Source organism: Citrobacter sp. Igbk 17, from assembly GCF_028069775.1.
Taxonomy (GTDB): Bacteria; Pseudomonadota; Gammaproteobacteria; order Enterobacterales; family Enterobacteriaceae; genus Citrobacter.
Map to the genome: position 1 here is coordinate 1 of NZ_JANEWI010000052.1, position 20,742 is coordinate 20,742.

Below are 20,742 nucleotides of genomic sequence, written 5' to 3' on the forward strand. Positions count from 1 at the left end.
ATCCGTTATAATGGAATATAATATTCACCCAGGCGAGTGAAATTTTGTTTTGTAATCGCCATCACGTTTTCGCCAGGAGACAGCATGAACTGTTTGATTCGCATTCGTCAGCGTTACCCGGACCTCGCGCAAAGCGATAAAAAGCTTGCGGATTACCTCCTCGCACAGCCGGATACTGCGCGTCATCTCAGTTCACAGCAACTCGCTTTTGAAGCGGGCGTCAGCCAGTCCAGCGTCGTGAAGTTCGCACAAAAAATGGGGTTTAAAGGGTTTCCCGCACTGAAACTGGCGATCAGCGAAGCACTGGCCAGTAATCCCAATCCCCATTCTATCCCAGTGCATAATCAGATCCGCGGCGACGACCCAATGCGTCTGGTTGGTGAAAAACTGATTCAGGAGAACGTTGCGGCCATGCACGCCACACTGGATATCAACAGCGAAGAAAAGCTGATGGAAAGCGTTGCCTTGTTACGCTCAGCCCGACGCATTGTCCTGACCGGAATTGGTGCCTCTGGGCTGGTTGCACAGAATTTTGCCTGGAAGCTGCTGAAAATTGGTTTTAACGCGGTAGTGGAACGCGATATGCACGCACTGCTGGCAACGGTACAGGCGCTTTCGCCGGGCGATCTCCTGTTGGCGATTTCCTATACCGGGGAACGTCGTGAACTCAACCTGGCTGCGGATGAAACATTGCGTACCGGTGCCAAAATTCTTGCCATCACCGGATTTACACCCAATGCCCTGCAACAGCGAGCAAGCCATTGCCTGTATACGATTGCCGAAGAACAAGCGACGCGCAGCGCGGCAATTTCATCGACGCACGCACAGATGATGCTTACAGATTTATTGTTTATGGCGCTGGTTCAGCAAGATTTAGAACATGCTCCGGAACGAATTCGCCACAGTGAAGCGCTGGTAAAAAAACTGGTCTGAACAAAGAATGCGCGTATAATGCCCGCCCGATTTGTGATGTTTTGAGAGTTTCCTGATGGCCCTGTTAATCACTAAAAAGTGTATCAATTGCGATATGTGCGAACCCGAATGCCCGAATGAGGCGATTTCGATGGGTGAGAGCATCTACGAGATTAACAGCGACAAATGTACAGAATGCGTAGGCCATTACGACACACCAACCTGTCAGAAAGTGTGTCCGATCCCCAACACAATTTTGAAAGACCCGGCACATAGCGAAACCGAAGAACAGCTGTGGGATAAGTTTGTATTGATGCATCACGCGGATAAACTATAGCCGCGTCGCCATCCGGCGATGAAGCCTGATGGCGCTAACGCTTATCAGGCCTACCCAGCACCTGTAAAAAACGCATAACCCGTAGGCCGGATAAGACGCCTCGCCATCCGGCAACGTCCTGAAACTAGCTTTCGATAATCACCGTGGCACAAGCGTAGTGCCGTTCATCGGCCAGCGTCACATGCATATGCGCGACGCCGAGTTTTTCCGCCAGTTTTAACGCCTCCCCCCATAACCGCAGACGCGGTTTACCGAGTTCATCGTTGAAGACTTCAAACTGATTAAACGCCAGCCCATTGCGAATGCCGGTACCGAAGGCTTTTGCTGCCGCCTCTTTTACCGCAAAGCGCTTTGCCAGAAAACGCACCGGTTGCTGATGCGTTTCCCAGATGGCCCATTCGTTGTCACTCAGGACCCGTCTGGCCAGGCGTTCACCGGAGCGGGAGATCACCGCCTCGATCCGCGCAATCTCCACGATATCCGTGCCTAAACCCAGAATCGCCATTAGCCACGCGCTTCCAGCATCAGACGTTTCATTTCCACTACCGCGTCCTTCAGCCCGCTCATCACCGCACGTCCGATAATGGCATGCCCAATGTTTAGCTCGTGCATTTCCGGGATCCGCGCAATGGCTTTAACGTTATGGTACGTCAAACCGTGACCGGCATTCACCTTCAGGCCCAGACTGGCAGCAAAAGTCGCCGCTTTAGCAATACGCGCCAGTTCACTCGCCTGTTCAGCATCGGTTTTCGCATCAGCATAGCAACCGGTATGAATCTCAATGAACGGAGCGCCCACGTCGGCAGCCGCTTTAATTTGTTCTTCATCCGCATCGATAAACAACGAGACCAGAATTCCGGCATCAGCCAGTCGCTTGCAGGCATCGCGCATTTTGTCGCGCTGCCCCGCAACGTCAAGCCCCCCTTCCGTCGTGACTTCCTGACGTTTTTCCGGCACCAGGCAGCAAAAATGCGGCTTCGTCTCTACGGCGATAGCCAGCATTTCTTCGGTTACCGCCATTTCCAGATTCATGCGCGTATCCAGCGTCTGGCGCAGAATACGTACGTCGCGGTCGGTGATATGGCGACGGTCTTCACGCAGGTGTACGGTGATGCCATCCGCGCCAGCCTGTTCAACGATAAACGCTGCCTGAACCGGGTCCGGGTATGCGGTACCACGAGCATTACGTAAAGTGGCAATGTGGTCAATGTTGACGCCTAACAGTAATTCAGCCATGACAATCCTCGTTATTTTATTTTCGCTTCGGCAGAAACTGCCGGAATAATTCGCGGCTCTTTAAGGGCTTACCACCAAGATACGGCTTTAAGGCCATACGGGTAAAGCGTTTCGCAGCACGCAGCGTGTCAGCATCAGGAAATTCACGCGATTCAAGTGCTTTCAGATGGCGTCCGGTAAAGGTGCTGTTATCGATAACAACACTGGCGATAAATCCTTTTTCTTCCCGATAGCGGTAGGTCATGGTGTCATCTACCGGCTCGCCGCTGCCCGCACAGTGGGTGAAATCCACGCCGTAGCCCAGGTGGCCAAGTAAGGCCAGTTCAAAGCGACGCAGCGCCGGCTCTGGCGAACCTGTCGCGCCAGCCAGTGCCTGAATGCAGTTCAGGTAGTCGAAAAAGAGTTCAGAAAAACGGGTTTCATACTCAAGCACACGCGAGATGAGTTCATTGATGTACAGGCCGCTGTACAACGTGATACCGCTAAGGGGGAGTGCCAGAGATACGGCTTCCGCACTGCGCAAGGTTTTCACCTCACCACGGCCGCCAAAGCGAAGTAACAGCGGGGTAAAAGGCTGGAGTGCGCCTTTCAGGTTGGAACGTTTAGAACGTGCGCCTTTGGCGACAAGGCGCACGCGGCCAGACTCTTCCGTGAAGACATCCAGCACGAGACTGGTTTCGCTCCACGGGCGGCTATGCAGGACAAAAGCGCGTTGCCATCCTTCCATCATAATACTCGTCGTCTTTCAAGTTGCAGGTGCGTTGGCTGCGCCCGTTCACCCCAGTCACTTACGCGAGTAAGCTCCCGGGGATTCGCGGACTTGCCGCCTTCCTGCACCTCGAAAGCCATAGAGTATTAAAACTACTGGTCGTCGCCGTAACCGAGGCTGCGCAGCGCGCGTTCGTCATCGGCCCAGCCGGATTTCACTTTCACCCACAACTCCAGGTGTACAGGCGCTTCGAACATCTCCTGCATGTCTTTACGGGCTTCAATGCCGATGGTTTTGATTTTGGCACCTTTATTACCAATCACCATCTTCTTCTGCCCTTCACGCTCAACGAGGATCAGACCGTTGATGTCGTAACCGCCGCGCTCATTAGAAATAAAACGCTCAATTTCGACGGTGACAGAATAAGGCAGCTCAGCACCCAGGAAACGCATCAGTTTTTCGCGGATGATCTCAGAGGCCATAAAACGCTGAGAACGATCGGTGATGTAATCTTCCGGGAAGTGATGAATCGCTTCCGGCAGATGTTTACGCACGATGCCCGCGATAGTATCGACATTCAGTCCAGTTTCGGCTGACATCGGGACGATATCGAGGAAATTCATCTGGCTTGCCAGGAACTGCAGGTGTGGCAACAGATCGGCCTTCTCCTGGACGTTATCCACTTTATTCACAGCCAGAATAACCGGAACCTTACCGTCACGCAGTTTGTTGAGCACCATCTCGTCGTCCGGCGTCCAGCGTGTGCCTTCCACGACAAAAATGACCAGCTCAACGTCACCGATAGAACTGCTTGCCGCTTTGTTCATCAGACGGTTGATGGCACGTTTCTCTTCCATATGCAGACCCGGGGTATCAACATAAATTGCCTGATACGCGCCTTCAGTATGGATGCCAACAATACGGTGACGAGTTGTCTGTGCCTTACGTGAGGTAATAGAAATCTTCTGCCCAAGCAGATTATTCAACAGGGTGGATTTGCCGACGTTCGGGCGACCGACGATGGCAATAAATCCGCAGTAAGTTTTCTCTTCGCTCATTCCAGCTCCAGTTTTTTCAACGCCTGTTCGGCGGCAGCCTGCTCAGCCTTACGACGGCTCGAACCTGTGCCAACCACCGGTTCACTCAGGCCGCTGACCTGGCAGTGGATTGTAAATTCTTGATCGTGCGCTTCGCCACGGACCTGCACCACCAGATAAGACGGCAACGGCAGGTGGCGACCCTGCAAATATTCCTGCAAGCGCGTTTTCGGATCTTTTTGTTTGTCGCCCGGACTAATTTCGTCCAGACGCGTTTGATACCAGTTCAGGATCAGCTGTTCAACCGTCTGAATATCGCTGTCGAGGAAGACCCCACCGATCAACGCTTCGACGGTATCCGCCAAAATTGATTCGCGACGAAAACCGCCGCTTTTCAATTCACCCGGCCCCAGGCGTAAACATTCACCGAGGTCAAATTCACGGGCTAATTCAGCCAGCGTATTTCCACGCACCAGCGTGGCGCGCATGCGGCTCATGTCACCTTCATCCACACGCGGAAAACGGTGATACAGCGCATTCGCAATAACAAAGCTCAAAATAGAGTCGCCTAAAAATTCTAAACGCTCGTTATGTTTGCTGCTGGCACTACGGTGAGTTAATGCCTGCTGCAACAGCTCCTGATGATTAAAAGTGTAGCCCAGCTTCCGTTGAAGCCGATTAATTACGATGGGATTCATGCGATACCAATAAATGAATGCGTCAACAATTCAGCACACGAAACAGACCTGATATACACCCGTCATTTGAGAGACCAATGCTGTTTCGTGTGCCGTGGCAACCTGACGGTGCCAACCTAAAACTTCGGGGGAATATTCTATACACAACGACAAGGGATGTCGTTAGTCTGAGGGAATTAATCCGAGAAATAATTCACGCTGTCGTTATTAAGACGACAGCGTGAACAATTATCAGCAATTAGTGGATGCCACCAATGCGGCTCAAACGAACACCGGTTGGCCACTCACCTTCTTGTTTGTCGAAACTCATCCAGATTGCGGTCGCTTTACCTACCAGATTCGCTTCCGGTACAAATCCCCAATAACGGCTGTCCGCGCTGTTGTCACGGTTATCACCCATCATGAAGTAATGCCCCGGTGGAACGATCCAGGTGGCTAACTGCTGACCCGGCTGACGGTAATACATCCCCACCTGATCCTGCGCGATTGGCACCATCAGAATGCGGTGTGTTACCTCACCCAGCGTTTCTTTACGCTCGGTCAGGCGAATGCCGTTGTCTTTCGTTTCGTTCAGCGGAACTTCAAAGAAACCGCTGGTCGCTTCCCCGCCGTTACGACGAGCAAACGTCTGCACAAAATCGCTTGGCTGAACATCGGAATAGGTTACCGGCAGCGCGTTCTCACAAGCCTGACCAGAACTGCATCCTGGCTGAATAGTGACCTCTTTCGCCACCGGATCGTACGTCACTTTGTCTCCCGGTAAACCGACAGCACGTTTGATGTAGTCCAGACGTGGATCTTCCGGGTATTTAAATACCACGATGTCACCGCGTTTCGGGTGGCCTGTTTCGATTAGCGTCTTCTGATAAATAGGATCTTTAATTCCGTAGGCAAATTTCTCTACCAGAATAAAATCACCAATCAACAGTGTTGGCATCATCGAACCCGACGGGATCTGGAATGGTTCATAAATAAATGAGCGCACCACCAGCACAATAGCCAGTACCGGGAAAACGGATGCACCGGTTTCCAGCCAGCCCGGCTTAGGGGCCACTTTTTTCAGCGTCGCTTTATCCAGTGAATCGCCTGCAGCGGCCTGTGCCGCAGCCTGGCGCTCCCGGCGTTTTGGCGCGAAGACAAACTTATCTACGCACCATAAAATGCCCGTCACCAGTGTGGCAATCACCAGAATCAGGGCAAACATGTTCGCCATGCCAACTCCTTAAGATTATTTGCTGTCTTTACCGACATGCAGAATAGCGAGGAAGGCTTCCTGCGGCAGTTCGACGTTACCGATCTGCTTCATTCGCTTTTTACCCTCTTTCTGTTTTTGCAGCAGCTTTTTCTTACGGCTGATATCACCACCGTAGCACTTAGCCAGAACGTTTTTACGCAGCTGTTTAACCGTTGAGCGCGCAATGATGTGCGTACCAATGGCCGCCTGAATTGCGATATCAAACTGCTGACGTGGGATCAGATCTTTCATCTTCTCGACCAGCTCACGGCCGCGGCTCTGGGAGTTATCGCGGTGAGTAATCAGCGCCAGTGCATCGACGCGTTCGTTGTTGATGAGAACATCAACACGTACCATGTCGGAGGCCTGGAAACGTTTGAAGTTATAATCCAGCGACGCGTAGCCACGAGAGGTCGACTTCAGACGATCGAAGAAGTCGAGGACCACTTCTGCCATTGGAATTTCATAGGTCAGCGCAACCTGGTTACCGTGGTAAACCATGTTGGTCTGTACACCACGCTTCTCGATACACAGCGTAATAACGTTGCCGAGGTATGCCTGCGGCAGCAGCATATGACATTCAGCAATCGGCTCGCGCAGTTCGTAGATGTTGTTCAGTGGTGGCAGCTTGGACGGGCTATCGACGTAGATAGTCTCTTTCGCGGTGGTTTCCACTTCGTAAACTACGGTCGGCGCGGTGGTGATCAGATCAAGATCGTATTCACGTTCCAAACGCTCCTGAATGATCTCCATGTGCAGCAGCCCCAGGAAGCCACAGCGGAAGCCGAAGCCCAGCGCGGTAGAACTTTCCGGTTCGTAGAACAGGGAAGCATCGTTCAGGCTCAGCTTACCAAGCGCATCACGGAAGTTTTCGTAGTCGTCGGAGCTGACCGGGAACAGACCCGCGTATACCTGCGGCTTCACTTTTTTAAAGCCAGGCAGGGGTTTATCCGCCGGGTTGCGCGCCAGTGTCAGGGTATCGCCTACCGGTGCACCGAGGATGTCTTTAATGGCGCAAACTAACCAACCTACCTCGCCACACTTCAGTTCGGTACGGTCAACCTGTTTCGGCGTAAAGATACCCAGGCGGTCGGCGTTGTAGACCTGACCGGTACTCATCACTTTGATTTTGTCGCCTTTACGCATGGTACCGTTTTTAATACGGACCAGCGAGACCACACCGAGATAGTTATCGAACCAGGAGTCGATGATCAACGCCTGTAACGGGCCTTCCGGGTCACCTTCCGGCGGCGGAATATCACGTACCAGACGTTCAAGAACGTCGGTCACGCCAACACCGGTTTTCGCCGAGCAACGGACAGCGTCAGCCGCATCGATGCCGACGATATCTTCAATCTCTTCCGCCACACGCTCTGGATCGGCGGCTGGCAGGTCAATTTTGTTCAGTACCGGCACCACTTCCAGATCCATTTCCATGGCGGTATAGCAGTTAGCCAGTGTTTGCGCTTCAACACCCTGCCCGGCATCAACGACCAGCAGTGCGCCTTCACAGGCAGCAAGCGAGCGAGAAACTTCATAAGAGAAGTCAACGTGGCCCGGGGTGTCGATAAAGTTAAGCTGGTAGGTTTCACCATCAGATGCTTTGAAATCGAGCGTCACGCTCTGCGCTTTGATAGTAATACCGCGCTCACGCTCAAGATCCATCGAGTCGAGAACCTGCGCTTCCATTTCACGGTCAGACAGGCCACCGCAGATCTGGATAATACGGTCAGACAGCGTCGATTTACCGTGGTCGATGTGAGCTATGATTGAAAAGTTACGTATGTTCTTCATATAGTGTAATTATTGTGCCTTACGCCTGCCTGGGCAGGCTCTGAGAAGTCGCTGTTCTGAGCTTAACGTCTGTTTTAGTGAAACGCCGCATTCTACACTACATCGCCGAGGCGAGGAAATGTTCATAGAGCAAGGATAGCGGGAACTGGAAACAACTTTGCAAAGTCAGTGAAACTTTTGCCGGATGGCGGCATAAACGCCTTATCCGGCCTACTTCTGCATCTGAGGACGCTGTAGGCCTGATAAGCGCAGCGCCATCAGGCAAAGATATCACTGCTGGGTTTCGACGCGAATAAGATCGGGCGGGAGAGCAACGTTGAGAATAACCGGTTGCCAGGCTTCGCGCTCAGCAAGCTTACGGGAATATCCTCGCGCAATCAGGAATCCCCCCACGCCGCCCAGTATCGCCCCGCTGAGTGCGGCGATATCGCTGCCAAACAGCACCTGAAACAGCGCAGCAAAAATAAAGAGTCCCGCCAGCGGAGACATATACACTAGCATCGCCGAGCCTAACAGACTCCCTTCGGCAATACCCAGTTCAACTTTTTGCCCTGGCGTCAGCGGTTCATCGCTGGGTACCACGATAGTATGCGTTGTTTGCGGCCCCAGTTTGTTCAGCACACGACTGCCGCATCCAGCCCGCGACGCGCAGCTGCTACACGATGCTTTAACATCGCAGCTGACCGTCGCCAGGCCATTTTGCCAGGAAACAACCGTTGCCCATTCTTTAATCATTGCGCGGCCCTGAACTTAATATTGTCCGCGATACGCTTTGCCGTTTGCGGCGGGAGCTCGCCCACAATGGTGATTTCGGCGTTATCCCGCACGGTAGTACTGACCGTTCGGCGTCCGGTGCGCAGCAGTTGATCGGCGCTGTTTTGCGACGCGCGGTTCACGTTCACAGAAAAACTGAACAGGCCATCAGAATACAGGCGCGATTCAATCGGCATGTTATCCATTGTCGGCAGTGGACGTCGGCTGCTGGAGACTTCACTGAATCCTTGTGGTAACCACGATGGACTCCAGTTGAAGTTAGTTTTCTCCCCCGCTGGAACAGACAGTAACGGCGGAAGATTTGCTTTCGCCAGCGTCTGCATGCTGTCGCTAACCCCGTTATTGACGGTAAAGGCGATAACGCGGAATTGTTCAAGCGTTTCGCCATCCCGATCGAGGAGATCGACACGCATTGGCAGCTTGGTTTCGGTGTCCATCCAGACGATGTAGCTGTAACGCGTACCGTCACGCGCGACCACGCGGATAACTTCACAGAGTCGGTCTGCAATACGCGTGCGGCCTACCGCGATAAAATCATAGTAGGGAGCAAGACGTTTAAAGTCGGTGTAAATCAGGGATGGCAGAGAATCAACGATATAGTCGCCATTCAGCGTGAATGGTTCGAGTCCTGGCTCAAAGTAACTGATTTCGTTGCCACGTTGCACCACTTCCCGGCGCGGTCCATCCATTTGCAACAACTGTGCAAGAGGGCGGTTGTCCTGGCGGGCATGGCGATAACGTAGGGATTCAACGCCCTGTTTATTGATGCTGACAAATGACAGCTCATAGGTGAGCGACTGGCTGGCCAGATTCATCTGCTGCAACAACGCCCCGGACGCAGGATTGGCCGAGGCGTTTACAGAGAAGAACAGGCTACCAGCCACAAGTGACATGGCAAACCAAAGTTGCTTCATTACTGCGATTGCGTTCCTAAAGTTTGAATTCCTGGCACCTGGACAGCGGCTTGCTGTGTTTGCGCCTGCTCAAACTGAAGCTGTTCGGAGTGCAGTCGACGTTGCAGTTCGTAATCTTGCAACATGGCATTAATACGACGACGCTGCTCCTGTACCTGCTGTTGCTGACCGCCACTGGCTGTCGCGTCAGAAGGTACACCCAGGCTCACCGGACTGGCTTTACCCATCATCGGTAATGTATTAAATACCGGCGTTTCGGGCTGCTGGGACGTTTCAGATTGTCCATTATAGTGCTGGACGCCAACAATAACTGCAAGTGATACACACGCGGCCACACCCATTTGGGTAAGCTGCGCGGCCCACGGACGCATTTTCTTCCAGAATGGCATTTTCTGCCACTGATGCGGTGCTGGCTGGGCCTCAGGGATCAATGGCGCCGCCTGACGTACTGGCTCATCTGCGATAGCAGCCATTACGCGGTCGGAAATATCGAAATGGAGAACGTCGGCGGTATCACCTCGCATAGAATCGCGAATCAGGTGATAACTCTCCCAGGTTTTTTGCATTTCCGGGTCATGAGTCAGCTCTTTGAGTAACTCAGTGTCCAGCGTTTCGCCATCCATTAAAGCGGAAAGTTTTTCTTTCTGCATGCCTAATACCTTTTCCAGTATCCCGCTATCGTCAACGCCTGATAAGCGGTTGAACTTTATTATCAATAGCTTCCCTCGCTCGGAAGATACGTGAACGCACCGTACCCACCGGACAATCCATGATAGCGGCTATCTCTTCATAGCTCAGGCCATCCAGCTCCCGCAAGGTTATTGCCATGCGTAAATCTTCCGGGAGGGACTCAATAGTTCGGAAAACTATCTGTCTCAGTTCTTCTGACAACATTAAGTTCTCAGGGTTCGAAATTTCTTTCAGTGCTCCGCCACTTTCGTAATTTTCTGCTTCAATCGCATCTATATCACTGGAAGGTGGACGACGCCCCTGAGCGACCAGGTAATTCTTCGCTGTATTGACTGCAATACGATACAGCCAGGTATAAAAAGCACTATCTCCCCGGAACGAGTCCAGCGCACGATAGGCCTTGATAAATGCTTCTTGTACAACATCGGGAACATCGCCCGAAGGTACATAGCGGGAAACCAGACTCGCCACTTTATGCTGGTAGCGAACCACCAGTAAGTTAAAGGCTTTCTGATCTCCCTTCTGGACCCGTTCAACCAGGACCTGGTCCGTTAACTGCTCGCTCATCCGAGGTAAAGTCTCCCCAAACCAAATTTCCACGCGCTTTCGAAACGCCACTCCATAAGCTTCACTATGAGCAAGCAAAAGCTTAGAGTGCTCAAGTTTCGTAAAGTTCCGTTACGCATTTGTTTTTGTTTGTCATGTTGTAGACAGGTCTTATCTCTCATTATAAGTCTACATAACCCGATCAACGCACTATCTGTATAGAAATGCCCATTTCACCGCTTGCAGAGTAACCCAACAGCCACTTTATTTCACCTCATAATCTGATGCTAACGGCCTGCTTCACAAAATATTTTTGCTCTTTCACTCCGCCCCATGCCTTTCCTCTATGTTTAGCCGTTGCAACACAGTTAAAAATAAAACGTGCAGTATCGCGCAATGTGGTGCTATGGTGACCAAACACTGTTTAGTAAATTAAACAAAAATCATGAATACGACTCCTGAATTATCCTGTGACGTGCTGATCATTGGCAGCGGGGCTGCCGGACTCTCACTGGCGCTACGCCTGGCTGAAAAACATCAGGTCATTGTCCTGAGCAAAGGGCCGGTTAGCGAAGGCTCGACATTTTATGCTCAGGGTGGCATCGCCGCCGTTTTTGATGAAACCGACAGCATTGACTCCCACGTTGAAGACACGCTGATTGCAGGAGCCGGTCTTTGCGATCGTCATGCCGTTGAGTTTGTTGCCAGCAACGCCCGTTCGTGTGTCCAGTGGCTGATTGATCAAGGCGTCTTATTTGATACTCAGGTTCAGCCCAACGGCGAAGAAAGCTATCACCTGACCCGAGAAGGCGGCCATAGCCATCGGCGGATCCTGCATGCGGCAGATGCCACCGGTAAAGAGGTCGAAACCACGTTGGTCAGCCAGGCGCAAAATCATCCGAATATTCGGGTGCTGGAGCGCAGTAACGCCGTGGACCTGATCATCTCAGATAAAATTGGTCTGCCGGGGACACGCAGGGTTGTTGGAGCATGGATTTGGAACCGGAATAAAGAGGCTGTTGAAACCTGTCATGCGAAGTCAGTCGTGCTGGCTACCGGCGGTGCTTCTAAAGTGTATCAATACACCACCAACCCGGATATTTCCTCCGGTGACGGGATAGCCATGGCCTGGCGTGCGGGTTGCCGCGTTGCCAATCTCGAATTTAACCAGTTTCACCCAACCGCGCTGTATCATCCACAAGCGCGCAATTTTCTGCTGACCGAAGCGCTGCGCGGGGAAGGCGCGCACCTGAAACGCCCGGATGGCTCACGCTTTATGCCCGACTTTGACAAGCGCGGCGAGCTGGCCCCGCGTGATATTGTCGCCCGTGCCATCGACCATGAAATGAAGCGTTTGGGTGCTGACTGCATGTTCCTCGACATCAGCCATAAACCCGAAGAATTTGTCCGTCAGCATTTCCCGATGATTTATGAAAAACTGTTAGGCCTGGGTATTGATCTGACCAAAGAGCCGGTCCCCATCGTCCCCGCAGCACACTATACCTGCGGCGGTGTGATGGTTGATGACTTTGGCCGCACAGATGTCGACGGTTTATACGCAATCGGCGAAGTGAGCTATACCGGTCTGCATGGTGCCAATCGCATGGCGTCGAACTCGCTGCTGGAGTGTCTGGTGTATGGCTGGTCTGCAGCGGAAGATATTGACCGCAGAATGCCCTATGCCCGCGGCGTTAACTCCCTCCCAAGTTGGGATGAAAGTCGGGTAGAAAACCCGGATGAATTGGTTGTTATCCAGCATAACTGGCATGAGTTACGGCTATTTATGTGGGATTACGTCGGCATCGTGCGTACGACCAAACGTCTGGAGCGTGCGCTGCGACGTATCACGATGCTACAGCAAGAAATCGACGAATATTACGCCCATTTCCGCGTGTCGAATAATTTGCTGGAACTGCGCAATCTGGTGCAGGTAGCCGAGTTAATTGTACGCTGTGCGATGATGCGCAAAGAAAGTCGGGGCCTGCACTACACGCTGGATTATCCAGAGCAGCTTCCTGAATCAGGCCCGTCCATTCTCTCGCCGTTAAACCATCACATAAACAGATAAAATGCCTGGGTCAGCGCCGTGTAGCCTTCAGAATAACGCTGGTCTGACCCACGGATAACCAGCCTGTCGCTAAAGCACTCCCCGGTCTGCGGGGAGAATGCCAGCAAAACCCGATGCGGTAACCGGGCTTCAGTTTCGGCGACATCCGTACGCAAACGCAAATGCCAACCCATGCTTAATGCCTGCTGGGTAAACGCGTTGCCAATTTGCTCCGGCAGCACCACACAAAAAAAACCTTCTTCGGTAATGCTGTCAGCCGCCAGCGTGAGCAATGCTTGGTGATCGAGCGTGGTGGTATAGCGTGCCTGCTCGCGCTGCGGTGTAGCACATTCCACGCCCTGTTCATAATAGGGAGGGTTGCTGATAATCAGGTCAAAACGTACGGTCTGGCGCGGTACCCATTGCTGAGCATCCTCTGAATGCACCGCCACACGATGCTTCCAAGGAGATTGCGCAATGTTTTCCTGCGCCTGCTGTGCAGCATCAACATCAAGCTCAACAGCATCTATGATGACGTTTTCGTCTGTACGTTGGGCCAGCATCAGCGCCAGCAAGCCACTCCCGGTACCAATATCAAGGATCCGTTTTACGCCGGCCACAGGAGCCCAGGCACCCAATAAAATACCGTCCGTTCCGACTTTCATTGCACAACGATCGTGTGCCACAAAAAACTGCTTAAAAGTAAACCCATTACGCCGAAGTACGGATGTAGACTGAGGCATGAAGAACAACCTTCCTGGGAAAAAAACGATAACATAGGATAAAAACAATACCTGAGAAGGTATATCCATACAAACAGATGAAGATTGCAGCCGTAACGTCTATAATCAGCGCCCCACTCAGAGGTAGAACATGACTGTAACGACTTTTTCCGAACTTGAACTCGATGAAAGCCTGCTGGAAGCCCTCCAGGAAAAAGGTTTCACTCGCCCGACCGCCATTCAGGCTGCCGCCATTCCGCCTGCGCTCGATGGCCGTGATGTACTCGGTTCTGCGCCGACAGGCACCGGTAAAACGGCGGCATATTTGCTGCCAGCGTTGCAGCACCTGCTCGACTTCCCGCGCAAGAAATCCGGTCCGCCGCGCATTTTAATCCTGACACCGACGCGCGAACTGGCGATGCAGGTTGCCGAACACGCCCGTGAGCTGGCAAAGAATACGCATCTGGATATTGCTACCATTACCGGCGGCGTGGCTTACATGAACCACATGGAAGTCTTTAGCGAAAACCAGGACATCGTGGTCGCCACCACGGGTCGCCTGCTGCAGTACATTAAAGAAGAAAACTTCGACTGTCATGCGGTTGAGACACTGATCCTCGATGAAGCAGACCGCATGCTGGACATGGGCTTTGCCCAGGACATCGAACATATCGCCGGTGAAACCCGCTGGCGTAAGCAAACTATGCTGTTCTCCGCCACGCTGGAAGGCGACGCGATCAAAGATTTTGCCGAGCGTCTGCTGGAAGATCCGGTCGAAGTCTCAGCGGATCCGTCCACCCGCGAACGCAAGAAGATCCATCAGTTTTACTACCGTGCCGATGATATCGAGCACAAAACTGCCATGCTGATCCATCTGCTAAAACAGCCGGAAGCGACCCGCTCAATTGTCTTTGTACGCAAACGCGAACGTGTGCACGAGCTGGCAGGTTGGCTGCGCCAGGCTGGCATTAATAACTGCTATCTCGAAGGCGAGATGGTGCAGATTAAGCGTAACGAAGCGATCAAACGCCTGACCGATGGTCGCGTGAACGTGCTGGTAGCAACTGACGTTGCCGCACGCGGGATCGATATTCCTGACGTCAGCCACGTGTTTAACTTCGACATGCCGCGCAGCGGCGATGCCTATCTGCACCGCATTGGCCGTACTGGTCGTGCCGGGCGGAAAGGTACCGCGATTTCACTGGTTGAAGCGCATGACCACCTGTTACTCGGCAAAGCGAGTCGTTATATTGACGAGCCATTGAAGGCACGCGTCATTGATGAACTGCGTCCAACCACGCGTGCGCCAAGTGAGAAGTCTAACGGCAAGCCATCCAAGAAAGTGCTGGCGAAACGTGCAGAGAAAAAAGCAAAAGAGAAAGAGAAGCCGCGGGTGAAAAAACGTCACCGCGACGCCAAGAATATCGGCAAACGTCGTAAACCGAGCGGAGCTGCTACCCAGCAGTCCGACAAAGAGTAAGCAGAATGCCGGGCCAGTCAGCCCGGCATTTTTTCATGTACAGCAAAGCTCTCTGTAATACATTCCATAAAAACCCGCATCGCCGGGCTAACGACTTTTCCGGCATGATGTGCGCACAATGCGGTAATCAGTTCAGGCTTTTCACTGAACGGCAACTCGATTAATTCTCCCGAGTGTAATTCATTCTTAACGGTAAACCGCGGTAAAAAACTGACACCAAGATTCGCAGAGACACACTGCTTGATGCTTTCGATACTCCATAGCTCAATAGTATTTTCCAGCGTAATCTGTCGCTTACGCAGCAGACTTTCAAAACGCTGTCTAAAAATACATTGTGGTTCATTAATAATAAAACTGCAGGGAATATGCTGATTATACTGAGTGAAATCAACGTCCTGAAGAGCCGGAGAGGCGACCAGTGCCAGTGACTGTTCACCCAGCGACAGCATCTCAAGCGCATCATCATTTCCCACCCGATAAAACACCCCCAGATCTACCTCATCACCCAGCAGAGCATCGCGAATGACATAACAATTGAGCGACTGTAGGGACAACCGAACATCAGGAGCGCGTTGTTTAAAGCGCTGTAAAACCTGCGGCATTTTATAGGCCAGCAGCGTTTCTCCGGTTGCGACGCGGAGATCACCGCTCGGCTGTGCATCTTGTTGCGCCGTCTGACGTATCGATGCCATCACGCGAGTCAGGTCATGTATATGTGGCATCAGCCGTTTCCCCTCACTGGTGAGGCACATCCGCCGGCCAATTTTTTCGAATAACTGTATTGAGAGTTCTTGTTCAAGCTGTTGAATATGAAACGTTACGGTTGATTGCGTACAGCAAAGCTTTTGTGAAGCCCGAAGGAATGAGCCCTCTTCCACTACCGTTTTTAGCGTAATAAACCGACGTAAATCCATCCTCACCAACCTATCGAAATTATCGAATTCAAGATGCAAAAACATTCATTTTTTTAAATGTTGTGTCTCGGGTACTGTCTGCTAAAACAGAGGAGATAACAAGTGACACCCATGCTTTTAAGTGCATTCTGGACCTATACACTGATTACTGCGCTAACACCCGGCCCGAATAATATCCTCGCGCTCAGTGCGGCGACATCACATGGCTTGCGTCAGAGCACGCGTGTTCTGGCAGGAATGAGTCTGGGCTTTTTAATCGTCATGCTGCTGTGCGCCGGTATCTCGTTTTCGCTGGCCGTCCTGGATCCGGCTATCATTCATTGGCTGAGTTGGGCAGGGGCAGCCTACATTTTATGGCTGGCCATGAAAATCGCCACCAGCCCAGCCTCAAACGATAGCCTACAGGCGGAACCGATTAGCTTTTGGGCGAGTTTTGGTTTGCAATTTGTAAACGTCAAAATCATTTTGTACGGCATTACCGCGTTATCCACGTTTGTGTTGCCATACACCCAGGATGCTTACTGGTTGGTTGGTGTCAGTATTCTGCTGGCGCTGATTGGAACGTTTGGCAATGCCTGCTGGGCGCTGGCTGGTCATCTTTTTCAGCGTATCTTCCGCCACTATGGACGGCAGCTGAATATCGTTCTGGCACTACTGTTGGTTTATTGTGCGGTGAGGATTTTTTACTAACGGATGTGAAAAGGCGGAAGATGCACTAACATCTTCCGCCTTCTGATTTTCTGCTAATCGGGGTTACTCCCCGCGAGCCTTACAGGCTCTCAGTAAAGGTACGAGCAATAACGTCGCGCTGCTGTTCTGGAGTCAGCGAGTTAAAACGTACTGCATAACCAGAAACACGGATGGTCAGCTGCGGATATTTTTCCGGGTGCTTAACTGCATCTTCCAGTGTTTCACGACGCAGAACGTTAACGTTCAGGTGCTGACCACCTTCTACACGAACTTCTGGCTGTACATCTACCGGTACTTCACGGTATTCGATTTCGCCCAGTTTACTGACGGCAACGACTTCATCAGCATTGAAACCTGCTTTCGCAACGATGCAGCGTGCTTCGCCTTTTTCGCTGTCCAGCAGCCAGAAAGAGTTCAGCAGGTCGTCGTTTGCAGCTTTAGTAATCTGGATACCTGTAATCATGTTGATGCCTCCCCGGCAAAATTATTTGATTTCGGTTGGCCTCATCCGGCCAATTGGTAAAACCATTGTTGCTTGAGTGTATATATACCCCTCACACACCCTTGAATCTTTGATTTAAATCAACAAAAACCACACATGAAAAGTGGTGATAGATGGATTTTATTGTTTTACATCAACTTACATCATATGCGCAGGTAAACTTTTTACATAAATTTTCAACTATCTTTAAGGGGTAGCACGTTGAGAAGCGTGCAGAATTTTGCGCCGTTGAAAGAAGCAGTTAAGCTATGGGGATTGAAAAAATCGCAGGAGAGCGAGATGGCCACCGAATTAACCTGGCACGATGTGCTGGCTGAGGAGAAACAGCAGCCCTATTTTGTGAACACGCTGCATACCGTTGCCGGCGAACGCCAGTCAGGTATGACAATTTATCCGCCACAAAAAGATGTGTTTAACGCTTTTCGCTTTACTGAGCTTGGCGACGTTAAAGTTGTCATTCTGGGACAAGATCCATACCACGGTCCAGGGCAGGCCCATGGTCTGGCTTTCTCTGTACGTCCAGGCATCGCCACTCCGCCGTCATTACTGAACATGTATAAAGAGCTGGAAGCCACCATCCCGGGATTTACCCGTCCGACACATGGATACCTGGAGAGTTGGGCTCGTCAGGGGGTGCTGCTACTGAACACCGTTCTCACCGTTCGGGCGGGTCAGGCACATTCGCATGCCAGCCTGGGTTGGGAAACCTTTACCGATAAAGTCATTAGCCTGATTAACGAACATCGTGAAGGCGTTGTTTTCCTGCTTTGGGGCTCTCACGCCCAGAAGAAAGGGGCCATTATTGATGCACAGCGCCACCATGTGCTGAAAGCGCCGCACCCGTCCCCCCTTTCTGCCCATCGCGGTTTCTTTGGCTGTAATCACTTTGTACTGGCAAATGAATGGCTGGAACAACGGGGAGAAAAGCCGATCGACTGGATGCCGGTATTACCGGCGGAGAGCGAGTAAAAAAATGCCAGCGAATCGCTGGCATTTTTATTATCAGGCTTTGTTCTGACGCCACCACTCCGCGAGCAGCACACCTGTCGCAACGGAGACGTTAAGCGTTTCTACGTTGCCAGTACCATCAATTGCAACGCACAGATCGTCTGCTGAGCAAGCTGCTTCAGGCAGAGCTTCACGTTCGCGGCCTAACACCAGCACCATTTTTTCTGGCAGCGTGGTGTTAAATAGCGGCTTACCTTTGTCGCTTGAGGTCATGACGACGGTGTAACCCGCCTGGCGGAAATCATCCAGCACATCCACAATACTGTCACCAGTAATGGGTTGTACATGCTCAGCACCACCTTCAGCGGTACGGATAGCCGCACCTGATTCCAGTAATGCTGCGTCCTGTACTACTACGCCTTTTACGCCGAAGTGCGCACAGCTACGCATCATACCGCCCAGGTTATGCGGGTTTGCGATATCTTCCAGCGCCAGCACACAATCCTGCGCTCCGGCCTGAGCAACCCACTGCTTAACGGTAGTGCCGTTACGTTTTTTGATCAGGAAGCAAACACCGCCATGGTGCTCAGTACCAGACGCTTTCGCCAGTTCGGCCTCATCAACCACGTGATAGGCTTTGCGGTTTGCAGCCATCCAGCGCAATGCTTCTTTGAATCGCGGGGTGACGCTCTGAATAAACCAGGCGCGGACGATGGCGTCCGGGCGGCTCTGGAACAGCGCCTGACACGCATTTTCGCCATAAACACGGGTTTCTTCCGCGCGCTGACGACGCAGTACTTCAGGATCGATAAAGCTCTTACCGCTGATGCCACCATGATCGGCTTTATCCGCAGTGTCATCATTCGGTGCGCGGGATACGGTACGCCACGGTGAATCTTCACGTCTGCGATCGCGTTCTACATCACGGTCACGACCACGTTCACGACCGCGTTCACTGTTCGGACCCTTTCTGTCATCACGGGCAGGGCGACGACCGCCTTCGGCTCGGGAAGTACCGGGGCGACCGCCGCCTTTGCCAGTACGTGGATTTTGGGTGCGTTTATCCGAGTCATCGTCACTGCGGACGTACATCACTTTGACCTTGCCGTTTTTGTTCTTCAGTTCGTCGCTCATGTTTTTCTCCACCTGCTCTGCGCGAAGCGCGCAGATTACCCGATGTGCACGTCGTTAGCCATTATTTCATTTAAAAGCTAATGACTATTGTACTCATTGAATAAAACGCATTGTTGTTTAAAACAGTCTCTCCGATAATATGTAACATAATAGAAACATACTGGCGTCATTGCCGCGAAGTCCACCCTACTCATCCAGAGGTTAGTTATGAATACCGTTTGTACCAGCTGCCAGGCTATCAACCGCATTCCCGACGATCGTGTTCAGGAAGCGGCCAAATGCGGACGCTGTGGTCACGACCTGTTTGACGGGGAGGTGATCAATGCGACCGGTGAAACGCTGGATAAGCTGCTAAAAGACGATCTTCCGGTGGTAGTTGATTTTTGGGCACCATGGTGTGGCCCGTGCCGTAACTTCGCACCTATTTTTGAAGATGTCGCGGAAGAGCGTAGCGGTAAAGTGCGCTTTGTTAAAGTGAATACGGAAGCCGAACGCGAACTCAGCGCACGTTTCGGTATCCGCAGCATTCCGACCATCATGATCTTCAGGAAGGGTGAAGTCGTCGATATGCTGAATGGCGCAGTACCCAAAGCCCCGTTTGATAGCTGGCTTAACGAATCATTATAATCTCTGCGGGGCGCATCTTGTGCCCCGTTTTCACCTCTGCGACAATAGCGTTTTTCAACGTGTTTCCTCATGACCGATAACGCTGTTCTTCAGTTACGCGCTGAGCGCCTCGCGCGCGCCACACGTCCTTTTCTTGCCCGAGGCAACCGCATTCGTCGCTGTCAGCGTTGTCTGCTACCGCTGAAACTCTGCCTGTGCGCAACATGGGTGCCTTCTCAGGCCAAAAGCCGTTTTTGTCTGATGATGTTCGATACCGAACCGATGAAGCCCAGTAACACAGGACGCTTGATTGCCGATATTTTACCCAATACTGCGGCTTTTCAGTGGTCTCGTACCGAACCACCGCAGGAACTGCTTGATCTGGTGCAGCATCCTGATTATCAGCCAATGGTCGTTTTCCCCGCGTCTTATGCCGGTGAAGAACGTGAAGTCATTTTCACACCGCCAGCCGGTAAACCACCCTTGTTTATCATGCTTGATGGCACCTGGCCGGAAGCACGTAAAATGTTCCGTAAAAGTCCCTACCTCGACAACCTGCCGGTGATCTCCGTCGATCTATCGCGCCTTTCCGCATACCACCTGCGCGGGGTGCATGCCGAGGGACAGTACTGCACTGCCGAAGTCGCCATTGCCTTACTGGATTTGGCAGGGGATACGCAAGCGGCTGAAGGCTTAAGCGCTCACTTCACGCGCTTTAAAACACGCTACCTGGCAGGAAAAACTCAACATCAGGGAAGCGTCACAGCAGACTCAACAGAAAGCGTTTAAAATCATTCGGTCACTGGAGTCATTAAGGA

General features: G+C 52.0%; 24 protein-coding genes. 8 read left to right on the forward strand and 16 right to left on the reverse strand.

Going from position 1 to position 20,742, the window contains the following annotated elements; all coding sequences use genetic code 11:
- Positions 1-84: 84 nt before the first annotated feature.
- A complete protein-coding gene (locus NNO08_RS21335) occupies positions 85-933 on the forward strand; it encodes a MurR/RpiR family transcriptional regulator (RefSeq protein ID WP_048210891.1) in 849 nt (282 codons plus the stop codon).
- A 55-nt stretch (positions 934-988) separates the two neighbouring features.
- Positions 989-1,249 (forward strand): YfhL family 4Fe-4S dicluster ferredoxin, encoded by a 261-nt coding sequence (locus NNO08_RS21340; protein ID WP_137383471.1) that lies wholly within the window; start codon positions 989-991, stop codon positions 1,247-1,249.
- Positions 1,250-1,373: 124 nt separating this feature from the next.
- Here the strand turns inward: NNO08_RS21340 and acpS are convergent, their stop codons facing one another.
- The 12 genes from acpS to rseD all read right to left on the reverse strand — a co-directional run bounded on the left by acpS (position 1,374) and on the right by rseD (position 11,063).
- Entirely contained in the window at positions 1,374-1,754 is a 381-nt protein-coding gene (acpS, locus tag NNO08_RS21345; protein WP_005130319.1) for a holo-ACP synthase, read from the reverse strand.
- On the reverse strand, positions 1,754-2,485 hold the full coding sequence (gene pdxJ, locus NNO08_RS21350) for a pyridoxine 5'-phosphate synthase (protein ID WP_137383470.1): 732 nt from the start codon (positions 2,483-2,485) through the stop codon (positions 1,754-1,756). The genes acpS and pdxJ overlap by 1 nt, the downstream gene beginning before the upstream one ends.
- Positions 2,486-2,501: 16 nt before the next feature.
- Positions 2,502-3,212 carry a DNA repair protein RecO gene (gene recO / locus NNO08_RS21355; protein WP_137383480.1) on the reverse strand — a complete coding sequence of 237 codons (711 nt, stop codon included), beginning with the start codon at positions 3,210-3,212 and terminating at the stop codon, positions 2,502-2,504.
- A gap of 134 nt (positions 3,213-3,346) precedes the next feature.
- Entirely contained in the window at positions 3,347-4,252 is a 906-nt protein-coding gene (gene era / locus NNO08_RS21360) for a GTPase Era (RefSeq protein ID WP_271440665.1), read from the reverse strand.
- Positions 4,249-4,929: a ribonuclease III gene (gene rnc / locus NNO08_RS21365; RefSeq protein ID WP_003037579.1), complete on the reverse strand. Its 681-nt coding sequence runs from the start codon at positions 4,927-4,929 to the stop codon at positions 4,249-4,251. The genes era and rnc overlap by 4 nt, the downstream gene beginning before the upstream one ends.
- Positions 4,930-5,167: 238 nt before the next feature.
- Entirely contained in the window at positions 5,168-6,142 is a 975-nt protein-coding gene (lepB, locus tag NNO08_RS21370) for a signal peptidase I (RefSeq protein WP_048210888.1), read from the reverse strand.
- Positions 6,143-6,157: 15 nt separating this feature from the next.
- Entirely contained in the window at positions 6,158-7,957 is a 1,800-nt protein-coding gene (gene lepA / locus NNO08_RS21375) for a translation elongation factor 4 (RefSeq protein WP_005130327.1), read from the reverse strand.
- A gap of 270 nt (positions 7,958-8,227) precedes the next feature.
- On the reverse strand, positions 8,228-8,692 hold the full coding sequence (gene rseC, locus NNO08_RS21380; protein ID WP_202038023.1) for a SoxR-reducing system protein RseC: 465 nt from the start codon (positions 8,690-8,692) through the stop codon (positions 8,228-8,230).
- Complete coding sequence (gene rseB, locus NNO08_RS21385; protein ID WP_048210886.1) at positions 8,689-9,645, reverse strand: sigma-E factor regulatory protein RseB; 957 nt, start codon at positions 9,643-9,645, stop codon at positions 8,689-8,691. The genes rseC and rseB overlap by 4 nt, the downstream gene beginning before the upstream one ends.
- The gene (gene rseA / locus NNO08_RS21390) at positions 9,645-10,295 is read right to left on the reverse strand and encodes an anti-sigma-E factor RseA (protein WP_271440664.1); all 651 of its coding nucleotides are present in this window, start codon (positions 10,293-10,295) and stop codon (positions 9,645-9,647) included. The genes rseB and rseA overlap by 1 nt, the downstream gene beginning before the upstream one ends.
- Positions 10,296-10,326: 31 nt before the next feature.
- The gene (gene rpoE / locus NNO08_RS21395) at positions 10,327-10,902 is read right to left on the reverse strand and encodes an RNA polymerase sigma factor RpoE (RefSeq protein ID WP_003037573.1); all 576 of its coding nucleotides are present in this window, start codon (positions 10,900-10,902) and stop codon (positions 10,327-10,329) included.
- Positions 10,899-11,063, reverse strand: a complete 165-nt coding sequence (rseD, locus tag NNO08_RS21400; protein WP_124022090.1) for a rpoE leader peptide RseD — start codon at positions 11,061-11,063, stop codon at positions 10,899-10,901. The genes rpoE and rseD overlap by 4 nt, the downstream gene beginning before the upstream one ends.
- 263 nt (positions 11,064-11,326) lie before the next feature.
- Here rseD and nadB point away from each other — a divergent pair, with 263 nt between their 5' ends.
- Positions 11,327-12,949, forward strand: coding sequence for an L-aspartate oxidase (gene nadB, locus NNO08_RS21405; protein WP_271455220.1), 1,623 nt, complete (start codon positions 11,327-11,329; stop codon positions 12,947-12,949).
- Here nadB and trmN read toward each other — a convergent pair.
- Positions 12,934-13,671 (reverse strand): tRNA(1)(Val) (adenine(37)-N(6))-methyltransferase TrmN, encoded by a 738-nt coding sequence (gene trmN / locus NNO08_RS21410; RefSeq protein ID WP_271457506.1) that lies wholly within the window; start codon positions 13,669-13,671, stop codon positions 12,934-12,936. The two genes, nadB and trmN, sit on opposite strands and share 16 nt — an antisense overlap.
- A 130-nt stretch (positions 13,672-13,801) precedes the next feature.
- Here trmN and srmB point away from each other — a divergent pair, with 130 nt between their 5' ends.
- The gene (gene srmB / locus NNO08_RS21415; protein ID WP_271440661.1) at positions 13,802-15,130 is read left to right on the forward strand and encodes an ATP-dependent RNA helicase SrmB; all 1,329 of its coding nucleotides are present in this window, start codon (positions 13,802-13,804) and stop codon (positions 15,128-15,130) included.
- Between the two features lie 17 nt (positions 15,131-15,147).
- Here the strand turns inward: srmB and NNO08_RS21420 are convergent, their stop codons facing one another.
- Positions 15,148-16,044, reverse strand: coding sequence for a LysR family transcriptional regulator (locus NNO08_RS21420; protein WP_271457507.1), 897 nt, complete (start codon positions 16,042-16,044; stop codon positions 15,148-15,150).
- A 102-nt stretch (positions 16,045-16,146) separates the two neighbouring features.
- Here NNO08_RS21420 and eamB point away from each other — a divergent pair, with 102 nt between their 5' ends.
- Positions 16,147-16,734 (forward strand): cysteine/O-acetylserine transporter, encoded by a 588-nt coding sequence (gene eamB / locus NNO08_RS21425; protein ID WP_271455217.1) that lies wholly within the window; start codon positions 16,147-16,149, stop codon positions 16,732-16,734.
- A 79-nt stretch (positions 16,735-16,813) separates the two neighbouring features.
- Here eamB and grcA read toward each other — a convergent pair whose 3' ends face one another.
- Complete coding sequence (grcA, locus tag NNO08_RS21430) at positions 16,814-17,197, reverse strand: autonomous glycyl radical cofactor GrcA (RefSeq protein WP_003037563.1); 384 nt, start codon at positions 17,195-17,197, stop codon at positions 16,814-16,816.
- Between the two features lie 318 nt (positions 17,198-17,515).
- Here grcA and ung point away from each other — a divergent pair, with 318 nt between their 5' ends.
- Positions 17,516-18,205 (forward strand): uracil-DNA glycosylase, encoded by a 690-nt coding sequence (gene ung, locus NNO08_RS21435; protein WP_137383463.1) that lies wholly within the window; start codon positions 17,516-17,518, stop codon positions 18,203-18,205.
- A 33-nt stretch (positions 18,206-18,238) separates the two neighbouring features.
- On the opposite strand, the gene NNO08_RS21440 is transcribed toward ung, so the two are convergent.
- Positions 18,239-19,318, reverse strand: coding sequence for a tRNA/rRNA methyltransferase (locus NNO08_RS21440; RefSeq protein WP_271440657.1), 1,080 nt, complete (start codon positions 19,316-19,318; stop codon positions 18,239-18,241).
- Between the two features lie 207 nt (positions 19,319-19,525).
- Between NNO08_RS21440 and trxC the strand changes: the two genes are divergently transcribed.
- Both trxC and tapT read left to right on the forward strand, forming a co-directional pair.
- Positions 19,526-19,945, forward strand: coding sequence for a thioredoxin TrxC (gene trxC / locus NNO08_RS21445; protein ID WP_137383461.1), 420 nt, complete (start codon positions 19,526-19,528; stop codon positions 19,943-19,945).
- Between the two features lie 69 nt (positions 19,946-20,014).
- The gene (tapT, locus tag NNO08_RS21450) at positions 20,015-20,713 is read left to right on the forward strand and encodes a tRNA-uridine aminocarboxypropyltransferase (RefSeq protein WP_271440656.1); all 699 of its coding nucleotides are present in this window, start codon (positions 20,015-20,017) and stop codon (positions 20,711-20,713) included.
- The last annotated feature ends 29 nt before the right edge of the window (positions 20,714-20,742 follow it).

Bases quoted from the DNA above. Each gene is read 5' to 3' on its own strand.
- NNO08_RS21440 (WP_271440657.1), bottom strand. From the start codon at position 19,318: ATGAGCGACGAACTGAAGAACAAAAACGGCAAGGTCAAAGTGATGTAC.
- rpoE (WP_003037573.1), bottom strand. From the start codon at position 10,902: ATGAGCGAGCAGTTAACGGACCAGGTCCTGGTTGAACGGGTCCAGAAG.
- acpS (WP_005130319.1), bottom strand. From the start codon at position 1,754: ATGGCGATTCTGGGTTTAGGCACGGATATCGTGGAGATTGCGCGGATC.
- rseC (WP_202038023.1), bottom strand. From the start codon at position 8,692: ATGATTAAAGAATGGGCAACGGTTGTTTCCTGGCAAAATGGCCTGGCG.
- srmB (WP_271440661.1), top strand. From the start codon at position 13,802: ATGACTGTAACGACTTTTTCCGAACTTGAACTCGATGAAAGCCTGCTG.
- ung (WP_137383463.1), top strand. From the start codon at position 17,516: ATGGCCACCGAATTAACCTGGCACGATGTGCTGGCTGAGGAGAAACAG.
- nadB (WP_271455220.1), top strand. From the start codon at position 11,327: ATGAATACGACTCCTGAATTATCCTGTGACGTGCTGATCATTGGCAGC.
- rseB (WP_048210886.1), bottom strand. From the start codon at position 9,645: ATGAAGCAACTTTGGTTTGCCATGTCACTTGTGGCTGGTAGCCTGTTC.
- trmN (WP_271457506.1), bottom strand. From the start codon at position 13,671: ATGCCTCAGTCTACATCCGTACTTCGGCGTAATGGGTTTACTTTTAAG.
- grcA (WP_003037563.1), bottom strand. From the start codon at position 17,197: ATGATTACAGGTATCCAGATTACTAAAGCTGCAAACGACGACCTGCTG.
- tapT (WP_271440656.1), top strand. From the start codon at position 20,015: ATGACCGATAACGCTGTTCTTCAGTTACGCGCTGAGCGCCTCGCGCGC.
- pdxJ (WP_137383470.1), bottom strand. From the start codon at position 2,485: ATGGCTGAATTACTGTTAGGCGTCAACATTGACCACATTGCCACTTTA.
- rseD (WP_124022090.1), bottom strand. From the start codon at position 11,063: ATGAGAGATAAGACCTGTCTACAACATGACAAACAAAAACAAATGCGT.
- NNO08_RS21420 (WP_271457507.1), bottom strand. From the start codon at position 16,044: ATGGATTTACGTCGGTTTATTACGCTAAAAACGGTAGTGGAAGAGGGC.
- era (WP_271440665.1), bottom strand. From the start codon at position 4,252: ATGAGCGAAGAGAAAACTTACTGCGGATTTATTGCCATCGTCGGTCGC.
- trxC (WP_137383461.1), top strand. From the start codon at position 19,526: ATGAATACCGTTTGTACCAGCTGCCAGGCTATCAACCGCATTCCCGAC.
- rseA (WP_271440664.1), bottom strand. From the start codon at position 10,295: ATGCAGAAAGAAAAACTTTCCGCTTTAATGGATGGCGAAACGCTGGAC.
- rnc (WP_003037579.1), bottom strand. From the start codon at position 4,929: ATGAATCCCATCGTAATTAATCGGCTTCAACGGAAGCTGGGCTACACT.
- NNO08_RS21335 (WP_048210891.1), top strand. From the start codon at position 85: ATGAACTGTTTGATTCGCATTCGTCAGCGTTACCCGGACCTCGCGCAA.
- lepA (WP_005130327.1), bottom strand. From the start codon at position 7,957: ATGAAGAACATACGTAACTTTTCAATCATAGCTCACATCGACCACGGT.
- recO (WP_137383480.1), bottom strand. From the start codon at position 3,212: ATGGAAGGATGGCAACGCGCTTTTGTCCTGCATAGCCGCCCGTGGAGC.
- lepB (WP_048210888.1), bottom strand. From the start codon at position 6,142: ATGGCGAACATGTTTGCCCTGATTCTGGTGATTGCCACACTGGTGACG.
- NNO08_RS21340 (WP_137383471.1), top strand. From the start codon at position 989: ATGGCCCTGTTAATCACTAAAAAGTGTATCAATTGCGATATGTGCGAA.